This is a genomic window from Paenibacillus sp. RC67 (genome assembly GCF_030020805.1).
GTDB lineage: Bacteria > Bacillota > Bacilli > Paenibacillales > NBRC-103111 > Paenibacillus_S.
In genome coordinates this window covers 3290289-3308729 of the sequence record NZ_CP125098.1, presented here as the reverse complement: position 1 = coordinate 3308729, position 18441 = coordinate 3290289, and the positions used below count along the sequence as shown (strand labels likewise).

12 protein-coding genes are annotated in these 18441 nt (G+C 44.1%); 9 read left to right on the top strand and 3 right to left on the bottom strand.

The features are described from left to right. Positions 1–12: 12 nt before the first annotated feature. A complete protein-coding gene (locus QMA13_RS15165; RefSeq protein WP_282942394.1) occupies positions 13–1440 on the bottom strand; it encodes an alpha-L-fucosidase in 1428 nt (475 codons plus the stop codon). 279 nt (positions 1441–1719) lie between these two features. Here QMA13_RS15165 and QMA13_RS15160 point away from each other — a divergent pair, with 279 nt between their 5' ends. The 4 genes from QMA13_RS15160 (at position 1720) to QMA13_RS15145 (ending at position 12135) form a co-directional block, all read left to right on the top strand. After that, positions 1720–2349, top strand: a complete 630-nt coding sequence (locus tag QMA13_RS15160) for a class I SAM-dependent methyltransferase (RefSeq protein ID WP_282942393.1) — start codon at positions 1720–1722, stop codon at positions 2347–2349. 107 nt (positions 2350–2456) lie between these two features. Next, a complete protein-coding gene (locus tag QMA13_RS15155) occupies positions 2457–9170 on the top strand; it encodes a DUF7507 domain-containing protein (RefSeq protein ID WP_282942391.1) in 6714 nt (2237 codons plus the stop codon). Continuing rightward, on the top strand, positions 9167–10846 hold the full coding sequence (locus QMA13_RS15150) for a DUF11 domain-containing protein (RefSeq protein WP_282942389.1): 1680 nt from the start codon (positions 9167–9169) through the stop codon (positions 10844–10846). The genes QMA13_RS15155 and QMA13_RS15150 overlap by 4 nt, the downstream gene beginning before the upstream one ends. 116 nt (positions 10847–10962) lie before the next feature. Then, a complete protein-coding gene (locus QMA13_RS15145; RefSeq protein ID WP_282942387.1) occupies positions 10963–12135 on the top strand; it encodes a GNAT family N-acetyltransferase in 1173 nt (390 codons plus the stop codon). A gap of 51 nt (positions 12136–12186) precedes the next feature. On the opposite strand, the gene QMA13_RS15140 is transcribed toward QMA13_RS15145, so the two are convergent. Together QMA13_RS15140 and QMA13_RS15135 are read right to left on the bottom strand one after the other, a co-directional pair. Beyond that, positions 12187–12546: a YciI family protein gene (locus tag QMA13_RS15140; RefSeq protein ID WP_282942386.1), complete on the bottom strand. Its 360-nt coding sequence runs from the start codon at positions 12544–12546 to the stop codon at positions 12187–12189. A 123-nt stretch (positions 12547–12669) separates the two neighbouring features. Continuing rightward, on the bottom strand, positions 12670–13608 hold the full coding sequence (locus tag QMA13_RS15135) for a phosphotransferase (RefSeq protein WP_282942385.1): 939 nt from the start codon (positions 13606–13608) through the stop codon (positions 12670–12672). 289 nt (positions 13609–13897) lie between these two features. On the opposite strand from QMA13_RS15135, the gene QMA13_RS15130 reads away from it, so the two are divergent. From QMA13_RS15130 to QMA13_RS15110, 5 genes are all read left to right on the top strand, one after another. Next, entirely contained in the window at positions 13898–14812 is a 915-nt protein-coding gene (locus QMA13_RS15130) for an NAD-dependent epimerase/dehydratase family protein (protein WP_282942384.1), read from the top strand. 41 nt (positions 14813–14853) lie between these two features. Further along, entirely contained in the window at positions 14854–16650 is a 1797-nt protein-coding gene (locus QMA13_RS15125; protein ID WP_282942383.1) for a glycosyltransferase family 4 protein, read from the top strand. A 257-nt stretch (positions 16651–16907) separates the two neighbouring features. Continuing rightward, positions 16908–17363 carry a hypothetical protein gene (locus tag QMA13_RS15120; RefSeq protein ID WP_282942382.1) on the top strand — a complete coding sequence of 152 codons (456 nt, stop codon included), beginning with the start codon at positions 16908–16910 and terminating at the stop codon, positions 17361–17363. Positions 17364–17422: 59 nt separating this feature from the next. Then, positions 17423–17875, top strand: coding sequence for a hypothetical protein (locus tag QMA13_RS15115; protein ID WP_282942381.1), 453 nt, complete (start codon positions 17423–17425; stop codon positions 17873–17875). 49 nt (positions 17876–17924) lie between these two features. Beyond that, on the top strand, positions 17925–18377 hold the full coding sequence (locus QMA13_RS15110; RefSeq protein WP_282942379.1) for a hypothetical protein: 453 nt from the start codon (positions 17925–17927) through the stop codon (positions 18375–18377). Positions 18378–18441: the final 64 nt, after the last annotated feature.

Sequence of the window (18441 nt, the reverse complement as noted above, 5' to 3'; positions counted from 1 at the left end):
TAATAATCAGCGTTATTGCGCGCTTAAATACATCTGAAAGCTTTTAATCATGGGATTCATCCGAGATTCAGTAATCCGAAGCCGGAGATATCGAGCGTTGGTTTCTTCTACTCGACATATTTTTTTATGCCCCACGACAGTACCTCTATATAGTAGCTTCCATTCGCCTGCTTCCTTGAATTCGAGCAGAAAGTGTTCAATGCGCTGCCCTAACGGGATATATTCCTGCAGAACAATACGGTCAAAGATCGTATCTGACCCAAGATCGAACTCCAGCTCGACAGGAACTTCACCTTCTGATGACGTCCAATAGGTATCAGATAGGCCATCCAATACAGGAGCCGGATCATTGGCACTATCACATGGTTGAACTGCAATGACTCTTGCACCTAAGGTCAGATTTGAAGCATATGTATTTCGCAGCCTACCTCCCAGCTCAACCATAGTTTTCACATCCTGCTCATGGATGCGTCCTCGTTTATCAGGAGGGAGATTAAGGAGGAACGCTGCATTGCCCCCCACTGTTTTCTCATACAGTTCTACTAATCTCTCCACGCTTTTCACTTTATCGTCATCGGTGGGATCGTAGAACCAATTCGGTCGGATGGACGTATTAACCTCCGCAGGATACCAAATCACATGGTCAACTTGACCAAGCACATCCCGGCTACCAATATCCTCTTCTCTAGAATCGATTCGTTTGGCGAAGGTGACGTCATCCATCTTTTGCGAATTCTCTTTGATTTTTTCATTATCTTTCATCGCAACAGGCACCACGCTCCATTCCGATACACGTGTATGACCGGCTTCATTGCCGCACCAACGTACATCAGGTCCGCATACCGAGATGACAGCATTAGGCTGCAGCTCTCTTATGATGGAATAGTAAGCTTCCCAATCATATTCCTGCACTTTGCCGTTCTTTCCCTCTCCGCATGCTCCATCGAACCATACACAGAATACATCACCGTAGTTTGTTAGAAGCTCTCTTAGCTGATTTTGAAAATAAACATTGTAAACTGCAGAATCCCCGTAGCTTGGCTCGTGACGATCCCACGGAGACAAATAGACGCCAAACTTTAGCCCCTTAGCTCGACAAGCCTCTGCCACCTCTCGAACCATATCCCCATGTCCATTGTTCCATGGACTTGCTTTAACTGAATGTTCCGTGTAGGCGCTTGGCCAGAGGCAAAACCCATCATGGTGCTTGCAAGTCAGAATGATTCCTCTCATGCCAGCTGCCTGACAAGCCTCTACCCACTGAACCGCATCAAATTCCGATGGATTAAACCATTGAGGATTTTCGTCGCCCAATCCCCACTGCCTACCCGTGAAAGTGTTCATGCCAAAATGTATAAATGCATAAAACTCCAATTCCTGCCATGCAAGCTGCCTTTCAGATGGTGTTACTCTAGCCGCGTCTTCTATCTGAACCGCCATCTCCTCATCGCTCCTCAGTAGTATTTTCCGGGTTATGCTTTATTTTCAATCATTTTGAAACACTTATTTCAAGTATATAAGGATACGGATCGTTTGAATATATTATCTTTTACACCGTTGGAAGGGATATATATTTGAAGAGAGACGAAATGTATCAGGACATTCATCCATACAGGACAGACGGTACAAACGTACAATATCCAAGAAGCTTTATCTTGATTAAAGACATGCACTTTCTGATTAAGCACGATCAGTTTTGTTAAATGGAGCGTGGTTTGCTTGAAAATTGATATCGGTTGCGGTTCGAACAAGCATGAAGGCTTTTGGGGTATTGATCGGAGAGCATTGGCAGGTGTAGATATGGTTTGCGATCTAAATAATCCTATCCCTTTACCCGATGATTCAGTTGAATACGTCTTGGCAAGCCGGTCCCTTCCTTATGTAAATGATTTATTTGGCATCATGACCGAGATATACAGGCTGTGCACGCATAAAGCGGTTGTTTGTATTCTTGCACCCTACGCACACAGCTTTGTCCATATGTCTAACCCGATCCTTAAGCAGAAGTTTGATGAATTTACTCCGCGTTATTTAACCTCTTCCTTTTTCCAGCCATCACAAGGCGCTAGATGTCCTGAACTGTTGTATGATCTGGATTCTCCTCCACCCTTTGACTTCCGATTGCTGCGGATGGAATTATTTTACCAAACTCCTTTCGTCCCACCTCTATATGAGTTGGAAGAGCTGGAAGTATTAAAAACCTTGCAAGCTAATATCGTCCAAGAGATTATGTATCATCTGGTTGTAGTCAAAAAACGCATTACTTCGGGAGAGCTAGAATTGATGAGCCGCCGCAGCTATCCAGAGCCATCCCACGTTGCAGCTCTGCGAAAGTATGAAGTAACATAATTTTTTTAGGGACAAACAAAATATTTTTTTTCAGTCATAGGCTCTAAAGATGAAATGAAGGCAATGCCGCTAATCCGGGATCATTTTACATTAAATATCGTAAGGGGGTGACATCAATTCCTCTTATTGTTCGGGCAACGTTCAACGCAACCGGCGCTATAACGTTTACAGGGAATACATTGGGGCTGAGCCGCTCCGATACCGCCGGGGTGCCAGGTACGCAAGACAGTATCGGAGCGTTCGTAACGACGAACACTTCAACTGCTTATGGAACCTATCCTAATGGCACGACAAGCAGCTATCAAAGCAATAATTCTTCTGCTATTCTCGTTATTCCTACGGGGAGCACCATACTGTATGCCGAGCTCATTTGGGGTGGAACGTACATTAATGGCAGTGTGAATCTTACTTCTGCCATCAACAATCCGGTTACTTTGACGACACCAGCCGGAACCTTCAGCATTACGCCTGATTCCGCAACAAGCAATCAGGTCGATCTAGGCAACGGAGCATCTGCTTACGTTCGTTCTTCTAACGTCACTACACTTGTACAGCAGGGAGGTGCTGGCACTTATACGACGGGTGGCGTTGTTGGTACCATCGTTATTACCGGCGATTCGACCGCCAATCATGCAGGTTGGACACTAGGAGTTATCTATCAGAATGGAACGCTTCCCTTCCGCAATATGTCTATTCGAGCCGGTGCGGTGCTGGTTCAAGCAACTTCCGGACCCGTACTAACTACGATAACGGGATTTGCAACTCCTTTATCCGGTCCACTAGGAGGAAGAGCTCTATTCAGCGCCCAGGAAGGCGACGCTAACCGAACAGGAGATCAAGCTTTATTGGGGCCTACATCTTCTTCCTTGGTAGCTTTATCAGGGCCTAATAACTTTGCTGCCAATTTCTTCGCCTCGCAAATTAATAACGATTCAGGTCAATTGAATACGACCGGTACGTTCGGCAATCTCAATCAAACCAACGGCGCTCCAGGAACCAATATTATCGGTGGAAGACAAGGCTGGGACATAACCAATGTGGATGTCTCGGCAAGACTCATTAATAATCAATCATCGGCTGTATTAAGCTTGACCACATCCGGTGATGCCTATGTGCTAAATGCTAATGCACTTCAGGTGGATATCAACTCACCTAAAGTTTCCCTTGTCAAAAGTGCTAATGTGTCAGGCGTCATTGTGGGGGATACAATTACTTACACGGTTGTAATAAGTAATACGGGCAACGCTAATGCTTCTGGTGTTGTCTTGTCCGATGCTTTGCCTACGGGCTCTACTTTTGTCACAGGGAGCGTCTCCGTTGCGGGAGTGACTCAGCCAACCTACGATATTACAGCTGGTGCGCCCTTAGGCACTCTTAATTTAAACAGCACTGTCACCGTTACATACCGTACCAAGGTCACTTCACTTCCTAGCTCTCAACAAATTGTGAACACAGCTAATGCAGCATTTTCCTTTCAAAGTGTTGCCGGAGGACCCCTTATTACAGGAGTAATCCCTTCCAATTCACTACCCATTACGGTGTACTCTCCCGTTCTTACCGTAACGAAAAGCGGAAGCACCGCTAATGCTACGGTGGGCAGTCTTGTGACTTATACGCTGCAAATCGCCAATACGGGAAATAGCGGCGCTGTAACAACAATTTCGGATAATATTCCTTCCGGCAGCTCCTTTGTTACCGGCAGCTTCAGACTCAATGGTGTCGTTGTCAGCGGTGCTAATCCAGTTACGGGAGTTGCAATTGGGACAGTAGCTGCAGGAGGAACGGCAACGGTTACGTTCCAGGTTCAAATAAACTCTCTGCCTTCCCCGCCTCAGCTTGTAGATCAGGCGACCGCTGCATATACCTACAGCCCGCCTGATGGGAGAACGGTTAGTGCATCGGTATTGTCGAATACGTTATCCATCCCGGTCAAACTACCAAGTGTATCCGTGGTTAAGAGCGTAAGCAATACGGATGCAGCAGTTGGCGATACGCTAACCTATACATCGGTTATTTCCAATAACGGTACGGAAGCCATAAATAATGTTACATTAACGGATGCAATTCCACTAGGCACTTCATTGATTGCAGGAAGTGTGACCGTAGGCGGCGTAACCAAGCCCTCAGCTAATCCGGGAAGCGGAATAGCCGTAGGGACCGTTGCAGCAGGAACCTCTTCAACCGTTATATTCCAAGTTACAGTCAGCTCACTCCCTAGTCCTGCACAGTTGGTCAACCAATCATCCGTATCTTATACGTCAGGTACTTTTTCAGGAATCTCCATATCAAATAGTACGACGACGCCAGTATATTTACCAATTATTAGTGTCAACAAAAGTGCAAATTCTTCTAATGCTACTGTGGGTGACACGATTACTTATACCATTGTTTTGAACAACACCGGAAATATAGCAGCACAAGTCACTTTGACAGACAATATTCCGGCTGGAACGTCATTCGTAAGCAATAGCGTGACCGTTAATGGTACCGCACGACCTGCAGTTTCACCTGTTACCGGTATTTCATTGGGATCCGTGTCGGTGGGATCTACCTTTACCATTACGTTCCAAGTCCTGCTCAATTCACTTCCATCACCCGCGGTAATAGTGAATCAAGCGGTCGGCAGTTATACCTATCAATTGCCTAGCGGTCGAAGTGTAACTGGTTCAAGCAGTTCCAATTCCGTCAGTATATCGGCTTCCTCACCTAATGTTGCCGTATCGAAATCGGTCAATTTTACGAGCGCTACGATTAATGATGTGCTTACTTATTCTATTGTAGTGACGAACAGTGGAATTGAAGCGGTTAGTAATGTGGTTGTATCTGATCCGATACCCTCTGGAGCCGTCTTTGTCACGGGGAGCGTGGCTATCAACGGAATAATCACAGCTAACGCTAACCCATCTAGCGGGATTACTATAGGGACCATTAATGCGGGAGCATCCATAACTGTCACATTCAATATCCAGGTTACATCCCTGTTAAATCCAGCTCAACTCAATAACAAAGCAAGTGTAGGTTTCACATCAGGAGCCTTCTCGGGAACCTCTCAATCCAGCACCATCGTTACCCCAGTGTTCCAGCCCATTATTTCTTTGACCAAAACCGCAAGTACGTCAAATGCTACAGTTGGAGATACATTCAATTATTGGATTCAAGTTAGTAATAGTGGCAATATTGCTGCTGTAGTCAATCTGATCGATAACATACCGGACGGGACCATATTTGCCGATAACAGCGTGCTTGTGGACAATACACCGCTTCCTGGAGTGAGCCCGGTCACAGGTATTCCTGTCGGAACCGTTTTACCTGGAGCTACTATTATCGTAAGCTTCGTTGTCACCGTCAATACAATGCCACCCACGCGGCAGCTTGTAAGCTCCTCATCTTCGACTTTTTCTTACACTATGCCGGATTCCAGAAAAATGTCCGGCTCAGTAGCTTCAAATACCTTAACGATACCAGTATCCTCTCCCAATGTTACTGTTACAAAAAACGCAAGTGTATCTAACGTTGTGACAGGCGACACGCTTTCCTACACATCCGTTGTCACGAACAACGGTATCGCTAACGTAAATAATGTCATTCTCAGTGATGCCCTTCCTGGGAATGTAAGCTTTATATCCGGAAGCGTACTTGTGAACGGCTCCTCCAAGCCAACCGCAAATCCGTCGACCGGCATTCCAATCGGTACCCTCGCTCCCAGCGCAGCGGCTACCGTAACATTCGAGGTGAAGATAACCATGCCGATCCCTTCGCAGATCAATAATCAGTCGACGGTCAGTTTTACATCGGGTACGTTCTCTAGCTCCTCTTCCTCCAACGTCACGAATACGCCAGTCACTCAACCACAAATAGGGTTACAGAAAGGGGCAAACACCAGCAACGCCACTATTGGCGATACCGTTATTTATACTGTCAATGTGAGTAATTCCGGCAACTTGGCAGCTGTCATTACCTTAACCGATACGATACCTTCAGGAACTACCTTCAGTCCGAACAGTGTCATTGTCGGAGGTGTTCCACAACCGGGAAGCTCGCCTGCTACTGGCATTAACGTAGGATCAGTACCTCCAGGAACTAATGTTTCCGTAACGTTTGCTGTAGTGGTTACTTCCCTGCCGAATCCACAACAGCTAAGCAACCAAGCATCATGCACCTATACGTACATACCACCCGACGGAAGAACTCTGAGCGGTTCGGCTCAATCTAATGTTGTCACTTTCCCGGTATCTGCCACTAACGTATCCGTTACCAAAAGCACCCCAACAACTTCCGCTGCATTCGGCGATACGGTTACTTACTCCGTAACCATTACCAATGGCGGAATTGAAACCGTCAATAACGTGCTTCTTAATGATACGATTCCTGCTGGTGCAAGCTTCATCCCGGGGAGCGTGACGATTAACGGAACGCCGTCTCCTGCCTCCAATCCCAATTCCGGTATAGCTTTGGGTGCTATTGTTCCCTCGGCTTCCATAATCGTTGCATATAACATAACGGTTAATTCTATACCTGCCTCAGGACAGTTAACTAACCAAGCCGCTGTATCTTTCACATCCGGACTCTTTTCCGGAGTTACTTTCTCCAATACAGTTTCAACACCTGTCGATCAACCAATCATTAGTGTCGTAAAAAGCGCTAGCACAGCCAACGCTACGGTTGGTGATACCGTTACCTATACCCTTACGGTAAATAACACAGGTAATTATGGCGCTCAGTTAATATTGACAGATCCGCTCCCTGCTGGCACAACCTTCGTAACCAACAGTGTTATCGTCAACGGTTCATCGCTTGCTGGTGCTGATCCTACTACAGGCATCAATGCAGGTACAGTTGCTGGCGGTTCGACCACGACCGTCATGTTCTCAGTCGTCATAGCAAGCCTGCCGAATCCGCAGCAGCTTGCTAATCAAGGAACTGCTGCCTATTCTTTTACGCTGCCGAATGGAAACGTACATAACGGTTCCTCAGTTTCCAATACCGTAACCATCCCTGTTTCCTCTCCTAACATCAATGTAGCCAAAAGCACTCCAACATCGGCAACTTATGTAGGAGACGTCATTGTCTATACAACATCGATGACCAATGCAGGTATAGAGACCGTTAATAATGTCATCTTTACCGATCCGCTTCCTGCAGGTACAATTCTGGTATCTGGTACGGTAACCGTCGACGGCGTGATCCGCCCTACCGCGAACCCTGCCACAGGAATCTCAATAGGTTCCATCGCTCCTGGAGCTACAGTGACGGTTGTTTTTAATATTTTTGTTTCATTTTTACCTACTCCAGCTCAATTAATTAACCAGTCCTCCGTGACCTTCACTTCAGGGGCATTCTCTGCGGTCACTTTTTCCAACAAGGTGACTACTCCTGTCTATCAACCGTTTTTTAATGCAGCGAAAAGCTCTGGCTCTGCTAATGCCACCGTCGGTGATACCGTTGTCTATACAATCCAATTGAACAATACAGGTAACTATGGGGCTTCTGTAACTTTAACAGATTCTATCCCTAGTGGTACGACCCTCATACCCAACAGCGTCTTGCTAAATGGAGCACCCATTCCGGGGGCTGATCCTTCGGCTGGTATACCTCTGGGGATTATCAATACAACGGCAATCGTAACCTTCTCTATCCTTATAACGTCATTGCCACCAAACCAACAGCTAACGAATCAGGCATCGGGAACCTATAGCTTCACATTACCTGATGGACGTTCATCGGGTGGATCTTTCAACTCCAATACGACCGTTATCGCTGTATCAGCTCCAAACGTAATGGTAGTCAAAAGCGCATCCCAGACGGATGCAGTGATCGGTGACACGATTACCTACAGCATTGTTACAACCAATAGTGGCATTGAAAATGTCAATAATGTCATTGTTGGAGATAATATCCCTGCAGGTTCAAGCTTTGTAACAGGTAGCGTCACGGTTAACGGCACTCCCCGTCCAGCTGCCACACCGACTTCAGGGATATCATTAAATACCATCGCTCCAGGAGCATCAGCTACCGTAACGTTCAACGTCATAGTAAACTCGCTGATGAATCCTGCTCAATTGAGCAATCAAGCTTCTGTAAGCTTTACTTCAGGAGCATTCTCAGGAACAACCTTCTCCAATACACTGCTTATTCCGGTATATGAGCCTATCATTAGCGTTACGAAAAGCTCGAATACGACTAATGCCACCGTTGGGGATACAGTTGTGTATAACCTTAATGTAACCAATACCGGGAATCTTGCGGCAAATATTACTATAACGGATATCATACCGACAGGAACGGTTCTTGTTCCAAACAGTGTGCTCGTCAATGGAGTCCCGCAGCCTGGTGCAGATCCTAGTACCGGCATCCCATTAGGACTCGTTGCTGCAGGCGCTACTATCAATGTCGTAGTAACCCTCGAAGTAACCGTAGACTCACTTCCGTCACCACAGCAATTAGTTAATCAGGCAACCGCTAATTACACCTACTCTCCACCAGATGGCCGTGTTCTATCAGGAAGAGTCAATTCTAACGTTTTGGTCATTCCAGTATCAGCACCAAATGTTTCAGTGGCTAAGAGCACTAGCGCTATTGACGCTGTAGTCGGTGATACTATTACCTATACCGTCGTTGTAACAAACAGCGGAATTGAAGCGGTGAATAACGTCGTGCTGATCGACCCTGTTCCGACTGGAACTGTGTTTGTAAATGGCAGCGTCATTGTCGATGGTGTAGCAAGACCTACTGCGAACCCTAACAGCGGCATTACTATAGGCACTATAGCTAATGGTGCTTCTTCAACCGTTACTTTCCAAGTACAGGTAACGACGATATGAGTCCCGATCCGATGCCTAATCCTTTGCTGCAAAACCAATCTCTCGTTCGCTTCAGCAACGCGGGAGTTGAGCAAGTGGCCTATTCCAATACGGTTGTAACCCCATTAATTGGTCCGAATCTTACGCTAATTAAATCTTCCGTTGAGAAGGAAGCATCGCTAGGCAAAGCAATTACGTACCGTATAGGCATTGCGAATACCGGCAATAGGGACGCAGAAGTAACCCTTTTCGATACACTTCCAGCAGGTACAGCGTTTATCGCCAACAGTGTGCTCCGAGATGGGGTCCCATTGCCTGGTATAACTCCCATTACAGGAATTCCTGTAGGCATTATACAGATCAATTCACCCGTTGAGGTTGTTTTTCAAGTTATTGTCGTTACGGTGCCTAGCGATTTACAGATCAGCAATCAGGCTGAGGCACATTATACATTTGTCGCGGAAGAAGAACGGATCGTTGAAGGGACGGTAGTATCCAACCTTGTTACTATACCGGTCAGCGCTTTTCTCGTATCGGCTTCCCTTGTCGCCAGTACCGAGTATACTTTTATCGGGGATATTATCACCTATGGCATTACAATCATTAATGAAGGGAATGAAACTTTATCTGATTTACTTGTGAAAATGCCTCTGCCACCAGGAACTCAATTCGTGCTAGGGAGTGTTGTTGTTGACGGAATGTACGCCCCTTCTTACAACCCAATAGATGGTATTCCGCTGCAACCACTGCTTCCAGGCGCATCCTCACAGATTGCTTTTCGACTGCAAGTCACTGAAATGCCCCCCACCTCCCAGCTTGCCAGTCTAGCCGAAATTCAGTATACAGTGGGGGAATATCCGTATACTCTGGACACAAACCCGGTTACAGTCCAAGTTGTTGATCCTGGTCTATCTATTGTAAATTCTGTTAATTATGTACGAGCGACAATAAGTGATACATTACAATATCAAATCGTTATCGTGAACGATGGATCTCTAGCTTTAGAGGTCACCCTATCTATTTCCGTTCCGGCTGGCACATTGTTTGTTTGGGACAGTATTTATATTAATGGAATTCAGCTAAAAGGAGCCCGACCATCGGATCCGATCCGTCTTGGACTGCTTGCAGCAGGAGCTCAAGCTATCATTACATTTGAAGCTAGCATCCCATCTATGAACACAGCTGTCGTTCCGGTCATTAGTAATCAGGCTAAAGCCATTTTTACATTCCGGCTTCCAGATGGACGCATCATTCAAAACTCCGCCATTTCCAATACGGTTGAAACAGAGGTTGTCGTTCCCATCATAGAGCTTCATGCAGAAGTAGACCCCAAGATTGTGGAGATTGGGTTTATGACCGAATGCAAAGTCCTCGCAGCTAATGTAGGCAATTGGCCCGCTAATATCATTCTTACAGGGTTTATTCCTAAAGGGACTTCTTATGTGGAGGGTAGCTTGAGAGTTATTGGAGATCCCATGCAGCCGAATATTGTAGACGGGACAGTTCCTCTAGGTGTTCTAATGCCTAGTAACACTTATCTTGTGCTATATGACATTACGGTATATGAGGACGACAGGCTCCATCGTTTGAATCGGTATATCATGGCACTGTATGAATATGAATTGAATGGAAGAATCTATTCAGGAGAAGTACGATCTAATGTATTTACGATCTTTGTGGAACATAAGGATGAATAACTGCAACCTCCAATGCCACTTCACAGTGGTTTTGGAGGTTGTATTTCTTTCACAGAATAATCCTCGACTGTAATATCATTAGGTGTAACCCTAAAGTATAATGAAGAAGAAAGGAGATGGATTCATTGGTTCTTCAATCAGCGGCTGCTAAATCTGTAGAGCTATATGACAGGACAACAGCTCGGCATATCCCTTTCCCTGACACACAGGAAGGGCGATTAGCAGCAAAGCTACTGATTCCGTGGCTGGAGCATTCACCGACTCATTTCGTCGCCAATGTTACCACGGACCTATACGTGCTTCGACTCGGGGATATATTGCTACCATTCACGGTTAACTTCGAAGAATACGAGAACAGCTATGTCTGTTCCCCCTATACGCATTATGTCACCTATGCCAAGGAAGAGCTATATAAATTAAAGCAGCCTTTGCTGGAATCCATACTAGGTCGCTTGCTTGACGGGATCGGCTTCTTGCTGAAGGCTGGCCGCATGAATCAAACCGTCCAGGTGAACAATGGATTACTTTCCACCAATTTATACCCGGATCAGGTTCCGAGCCTTCTAAATAAAGGACTAGATCTACTACGTACCAATTTCCCTGAGCATACTATTATTTTTAGATCACTTGCTGTCAGTGTGAATGCGCCTTGGATTCATGCGCTTCGGGAGCAGCAATTCCGTTTTATCCCTAGTCGTCAAGTGTATCTATTTAGCTCACCCAATGCAAAAGCAAGATGGCTTATCAAGCGAGATCGTCAATTATTGCAAAAGAACGGCTATGAAGTCGTTCGAACCGAGCAGTTAACGTTGACTGACATTCCTCGCTTGAAATCTCTTTATGACATGCTCTATCTGGAGAAGCACTCACGCTGTAATCCATGGTTTACCGAAGCTTTCTTTACTCAATCACTTCAGTCAAGAACATTGCAGCTTTATGCTTTGCGTTGTACAGCCTCCGATAGACTGGATGCGGTGATGGGATTTTATGTGAAGGATGGGGTCATGACAACCCCCGTATTCGGCTATGATACGTCTCTGCCGCAAGAGCTTGGATTGTATCGTATGCTATCCTCCGTTCTTATTGGTTTATCGGAACAAAATGGTTGGCGTTTACACGAAAGCTCTGGTGCCGCCGAATTCAAACGAAACCGTGGTGCGCTAGCAGATATCGAGTTCAGTGCCGTATATGATGCCCATTTACCCTTTACACGCAGGACAAGCTGGTTCATTCTGGAACGGCTGCTTACCCGGATTGGTGTTCCACTTATGCGCAAGTGGAAGCTTTGAATACACAATTAGCACGATGCAATATGTTGCAGCGTGCTTTCCCTTCTGTCATTAGATAATGTTCAAATCCTTTTGCACTTTATGCTTGTAATCCAAGTAGTCTTGGTTAAAGTTCTTGCTCTTGTTTTCATATTTATTTAAAATATCGCTCCAATGTTTAAGCTCATAATCAAAAGTATGATGGAGTACAGCTGGATCATTCTGAGCAATGAGCACAGCTTCTCCTTCAGTCTCCACTTCAATTACAACGCCACCGCCTGTATGATCTTTGAACGGTCCTGCCATTAAAATTTTCCCTTCATCAAACAACAATTGCAGGTAGACAGCATGTTCCGGTATAAAAGGTTGATTATTAAGGGGTATATCCTCACTCCAATCCGTACCTCGTTTATAAATGATTAGATATCTCATTCAAATCACCTCATAAATAATATGTGATTATTTTCACTTACTTTTACTGGTATAATAATCCCCAAAAACAAATGTGTCAATAGCTCCACATTAGTTTCTGAGGATGAAACATTATTTCCCCAACTAAATCATCGGCAGCGATAACAAGCGGTTGCGTACCCAGTCATAATCCTTACGTCTATTGGCTTTAGCATAAAATCTCATAGAATCCAGACCACTAAAATAATGACAGCCCAAGAGCCGTTCCTCTAATCGTTCAAGCGGAAAACCCTGCTGCTCGTAGGTTTCCAAAAACACCTCATTTAAACCATGATGATTAGCCGGATCGATCCAACCTGCCAGATCTTTTATAAAATCACCGTACATGAAATTACCGTCAATAAGTCCAACTATCTCACCGTTGTTTACAATAATATTGCTTTCATGACAGTCATTGTGAAGAAGATATCGATAATCTTCGTTATATTGGACATAGTGAAGCATCCTGTTATAACATTCCGTAAATACGTCCCGTTCGAGAAAGCTCGTTTCAAACAAGTCCGTCCAGTTCTCCCAGAAGCCTTGCTGCTCCGACAAATAGAAGGAACGCGCGAACTGTCCCCATGAAGAGAATTCCCCATCCCCTGTTGAAGTTATCCAACCATAGCCTTTGGATGAGCTTACATCCACACGATGCATTCGAGACAAAATACCGGCCAAGCCGCTTTTTGCACCCTTCTTTTGATCTGCATTAAGCTCGGATAAAGTTGTACTGTCCAGCCTTACCGCAATTTGGTAAATCAGCTCTTCATACTCCCCTGCATCCATATTTAGAGCTAATGGTGCTCCATGGAATACGAATTGATTCAACAAATTTTGCTTGTTTCGGACCTCTTGTAAAGTGCTCCCCTGCTTGTGACCGACCCGAAGAATATAGCCCTTGCCATCGCAATCGAAAGAGAATACTTGATTCATGTTCCCGCCCTTGTATTCCATGATATTCTCTATATTGCCCTTCATACTAAGCTTGATCAGTTTAACGACTTCATCCATTTGCAAATCAGGTTTAAAAGTATTTCTCACTCTACCCTCATCACCCTTCAAATTAAACGTATTAGATGGTTATTAAGGATAGACTATAGCACAGAATCGAATGTTAAAAAATGGAGCATTTGTTTTTGAATCATTTATTACCTCGATTAATGAGGTCCACAACTCCGCTCCAATATTCCCATTCACAAGCTCCTCTCCTATTTTATTTGAGAACCCTGTCTCAAAAGCGTGACATCTATCCACACGGCATCACGGGTATGAACGTACAATAAATATTGATATTGGAATCCAAGTACGAATGCCCGGAAGGAGATTACGCATGAAAGCCGTAGTGACTGGTGGTGCTGGCTTCATAGGCTCTCATCTTGTAGAAGCGCTTGTTGATCAAAACCATGAAGTACATGTAATTGATAACTTATCGACAGGTCAACTCAGTCATGTTCATCCGTCTGCCTATCTTCATATAGAGAATATATACCGCAAAGAAAGCTCTGCCATTATTGAGAAAGTAAAGCCAGATATTGTGTTTCATTTAGCTGCTCAAGTAGATGTTCAACGATCGATTCAGGATCCTAACGAAGATGCTGACATTAATATTGGTGGAACCATTAGATTACTGAGTGCTTGTAAAGAAGCATCCGTACGTAAAATCATATTCTCCTCTTCCTGCGCTGTATATGGAGACGTATCGCAACAAAAGATTCAGGAATCGATGGCAGTGAACCCTATCTCTTATTATGGACTATCCAAATCCGCGGGAGAAAGCTATATTCGTTTGTTTCGTCAACTGTATGGATTAGAATACACCATTTTACGTTACAGTAATGTTTACGGTCCAAGACAAACCGCTAAAGGCGAAGGCGGAGTGATCGCTATTTTCATGAACAAGCTCAAACAAGATCTATCCCTTTTTGTACATGGAGACGGAGAACAGACTCGTGACTTTATTTATGTAAAGGATATCGTGAACGCCAATCTTGCGGCTATTTCAAGTGGAGCCGACCAACTGGTTAATGTAAGTACCGGCTCTGCTACATCTGTAAATCAACTAGTCAGTACCCTTCAACAAGTTCATGACAAACCCATTGAAATCAACCATGGACCCGAACGCTCAGGAGATATTAAGCACAGCTGCCTTGACAATAAAAAAGCGGAATCCGTACTAGGTTGGACTCCTTCTACAGGTTTGTTTCAGGGACTTGTAGATACCTACCAATATTACGTTGCAAACTAAACGGCCTAAGGAGAAATAGGTAAACAAAAGGAGTTGAGGTGATGAATGCTCATCGATTCAAACTAATGGCTTTTTCACATATGTGCTCTCCGAATCGAATAACGGGCGCTGAGAAATACCTATTAATGATGCTACAGGAACTACGCAATCCATACGATTGTACTCTCGTAGTCCCTTCTCCAGGAATGCTGGCCGACTTTGCAGCAGAATTAGATATTCAAGTCGAAATCATCCCCTACCCCCTTCTTTGGTCTTTATACAAGCCTGAGCCGAATATGGAAGAAGAAATAAGAAGCTTCACAGCCTCAGCACCTATTGCCCCAATAATAGATATGCTGCATAACTATTCTCCGGATTTGATTATTACGAATACTTGTGTCAATCTAGCTCCGGCTCTTGCAGCCAAAGAGATGGGTATCCCCGTCCTATGGATTATTAACGAAGTTATTTCACATACCCCCTATACAGCTTTTGCTTTAACAGAAATTGTTAAGCACACGGATCTGTTAATTGGATGCTCTCTGACTACCCTTATTCCTTTTAATAATTATCACATCAATAAACATGTTCTATATCCGTCCATACGTGAAGGGGAACTTTCCACTAGTCAGTGGAATACCGAAAGAGTCGAGAGGCGTGCTCAACTTGGCATCGTTGATATTAATAGCATTCATTTTGGAATTATTGCTTCTGATTTGGTACCACAAAAAGGCATTCGTGACTTTGTTGAGATGTCTCAGGCTATCTATCAGTCCCATCCTACAGCTCATTTTACTCTCATAGGCAATCCGTCTGAAGACAAAAATTTCGACAATCAAATCCTTTCCATGATAGAACAGTCAGGGCATTCCGCACAGTTTCACCATATCCCTTTTACCAAAAATATCGAAACCGTATATCCCTCTCTCGATGTTGTTGTTGTTCCTAGTCTTGTTTCTGAAGGCTTTGGTATGACCGCTATGGAGGGAATGCTCTTCAGCAAACCTATTATTGCTTATCGATCCGGTGGCCTCGTCGAGTTGATGGTTCAGACGGATAACGCTGAATGGATCTTGGAACAGGGAGATATATCTGGGCTAACGAAAGCAGCAGCAAGATTCATAAAAGATCGCCAACTGAGAATAACTAAGGGAGCGCTTAATCGCAGTGCGATTATAAATTGCTTTGGCATTGAAGCTTATCGCAGCAGACTCCAATCCATATTGATGGTTCTCAACGAGATGCTAGAGTCAAAAGTTCGACAATCAGACTCAGTCCTATATCGTTATCCCGATGGGACTCTTCTTAAGGGAGCTCGCTCACATACGGTTTTCTTGCTGGAGGATGGCTGCAAGCGAGCATTTTATGATATGAACTCCTTTATATACTACCGTTACAGCTTCGACGATGTTATTACCGTATTGGATTCCGAACTTAAGCTTTATCCTACAGGTGAATTCATTCGCAAAGATCATTCTCTACGATTCAGTCCGAATTGTTTTTTAGCCAAAGGATCGGGTCCAACCATTTATTGGGTTCACAGTAAGGTACGTCATCCTTTCACTTCGGAGACCGTTTTTCATAGATTGCAATTTGATTTTAAAAAAGTTGTTGAGCTGCCCGACAGTTTGCTCAGCATATTGCCAATGGATTATCCAATCACAGAGGATACGCTACAGACCAATGGGTTATTCCCCTATAAATATTATCAAAACCCAATGGGTGAACTCTTTTATATGGAGTCAACAAAGCCAAGAAAAGTATCAAGCTATGCGGAGGTCACCTATTTCGGTCGCAGTGAATCGGATTTTATCAAGCTTAAAGATGAAGAGTATCGAGCCATACGGTTTAAGCTCTAATAGCTTGCCATTGAACCTCAGTGCAAATATGTTCATTTGCATTGGGGTCTTTGTACATTTCTTTTAAACTTTCTTTGAATATTGTGATATAGAATCAGATTTCAACAGAAAAGGAGTGCTTGATGGAATTAAGTCAAGATGGTTTATAGAAGAAGCAGTAGACTTACTGGTTGGACAAGTTGCCTTTGCTTAAATGCCGTGCATCAATTTATTGATTTAACAAAATGAAAAAAGATTTAAAAGGAGATGGATTATACATGTTAAATATACTTGATTTTGAATTTGAAGAGGTTCCTATTGGCGGAGGATCACTACCCATAGCTGTAAATGCAGGACAACCTGAACTACCATTAACGGAAATTTGGCTTAGTGTCAACGGCTCAAATCAATATATATTTATGTACTCCACTGTGGGTTGGCAAGCGCAAATTACCTCAACGACAATAGCACCCGAATTGATATTTCGAGTTCGCCGTGGCGGATATGGAACGAACTCACCTATCATATTCCAAACTTCCGACTCGGCGCTTCTCATTGGGAATAACTCGATCAGTATGACTATCGGGATGACAACGGCATTCGACCATACCGAGCTGCCACCTATGTCTGTTATTGGTACCGCTCAGCAATACTTTTTAACCATACAAAATATTGGAGTTGGCAATGCTTCCATTGTAGGTCCCGTCAATTTGACCGGATTTGTTTTAGGTTAGATTAACGAATATATCCGTTAATATCGCCATAATTTAACACAAAGGAGCTGCATTCGAAGATGCTCAATATCCTTGATTTTGATTATGAAGAAATTGCAATTGGTACGGGATCGCTCCCTCTGAACTTAACCACCGGAACCGAGTTGGCGTTAACTTCCATTTTCCTTAATATTTCAAGCTTAAATGTAGATATCTTGTTGTCAGCAACAGTGGGTTGGGAGGTACAACTATTAAATCAGACGATTATTCCAGATCTCATATTCCGTATCCGTATTGGCGGATCTGGAACTAATGCTCCTATCGTTTTTCAAACAAATGATTCTCAATATTTACCTGATTTTCAACAGTTTATTATGCCGATCAACTTTAATACTTCGTTCGATCATACGGAAAATCCTAGCCCCTCTATAGTCGGCAGCTATCAGCAATACTTTTTGACAGTCCAACAAATTGGCATCGGGGCTGTATCCATTATTGGCCCTGTCAACCTGACAGGTATGATTCTAGGATAAACTTGCAGCTACTCTCCGGTGTACATTCATGAAAGTGAGGAATGAACAAATGCCCTCGATATTACAATATGCTACACAGGAGGTGCCGGCTGGCACAGGCTCTCTGCCGCTTAGCTTAACGCAAGGAGTAGAAATAAATTTGACCTCTATATGGCTCACTGCAACCAGTACAACGAATCAGCTTACATTCTGGGGGAATATAGGCTGGTCCATACAGCTATTGAATCAGGCTGTCACACCCCAACTGACCTTTCGAATTCGCCAAAACGGGTTCAGTTCATCGAATCCCATATTGTTTCAAATAACAGACTCTGAATTATTTCCTGGCAATATGGGCTTTATTACCCAAACTACTTTCAATACCTCCTTCATTCATACTCAAATACCAGACCCGACAACAATCGGTGTTGCAGTACCTTATTATTTGACAGTTTCCTATTTTGGTCTTGGCAATGTAGCCATCTCAGGTCCAGTTAACTTGACCGGTCAAGTATTAGGATAAGCACAGCAGAAAACAACTTGATTCCTGTGTAAACTCAGGAGTTGAGTTGTTTTCGCGGTGTTTC

What these genes read in the sequence shown, in the direction of transcription:
- QMA13_RS15165 (WP_282942394.1), bottom strand. Translation starts at nt 1,440, where the DNA reads ATGGCGGTTCAGATAGAAGACGCGGCTAGAGTAACACCATCTGAAAGG.
- QMA13_RS15150 (WP_282942389.1), top strand. Translation starts at nt 9,167, where the DNA reads ATGAGTCCCGATCCGATGCCTAATCCTTTGCTGCAAAACCAATCTCTC.
- QMA13_RS15145 (WP_282942387.1), top strand. Translation starts at nt 10,963, where the DNA reads ATGGATTCATTGGTTCTTCAATCAGCGGCTGCTAAATCTGTAGAGCTA.
- QMA13_RS15140 (WP_282942386.1), bottom strand. Translation starts at nt 12,546, where the DNA reads ATGAGATATCTAATCATTTATAAACGAGGTACGGATTGGAGTGAGGAT.
- QMA13_RS15130 (WP_282942384.1), top strand. Translation starts at nt 13,898, where the DNA reads ATGAAAGCCGTAGTGACTGGTGGTGCTGGCTTCATAGGCTCTCATCTT.
- QMA13_RS15125 (WP_282942383.1), top strand. Translation starts at nt 14,854, where the DNA reads ATGAATGCTCATCGATTCAAACTAATGGCTTTTTCACATATGTGCTCT.
- QMA13_RS15120 (WP_282942382.1), top strand. Translation starts at nt 16,908, where the DNA reads ATGTTAAATATACTTGATTTTGAATTTGAAGAGGTTCCTATTGGCGGA.
- QMA13_RS15115 (WP_282942381.1), top strand. Translation starts at nt 17,423, where the DNA reads ATGCTCAATATCCTTGATTTTGATTATGAAGAAATTGCAATTGGTACG.
- QMA13_RS15110 (WP_282942379.1), top strand. Translation starts at nt 17,925, where the DNA reads ATGCCCTCGATATTACAATATGCTACACAGGAGGTGCCGGCTGGCACA.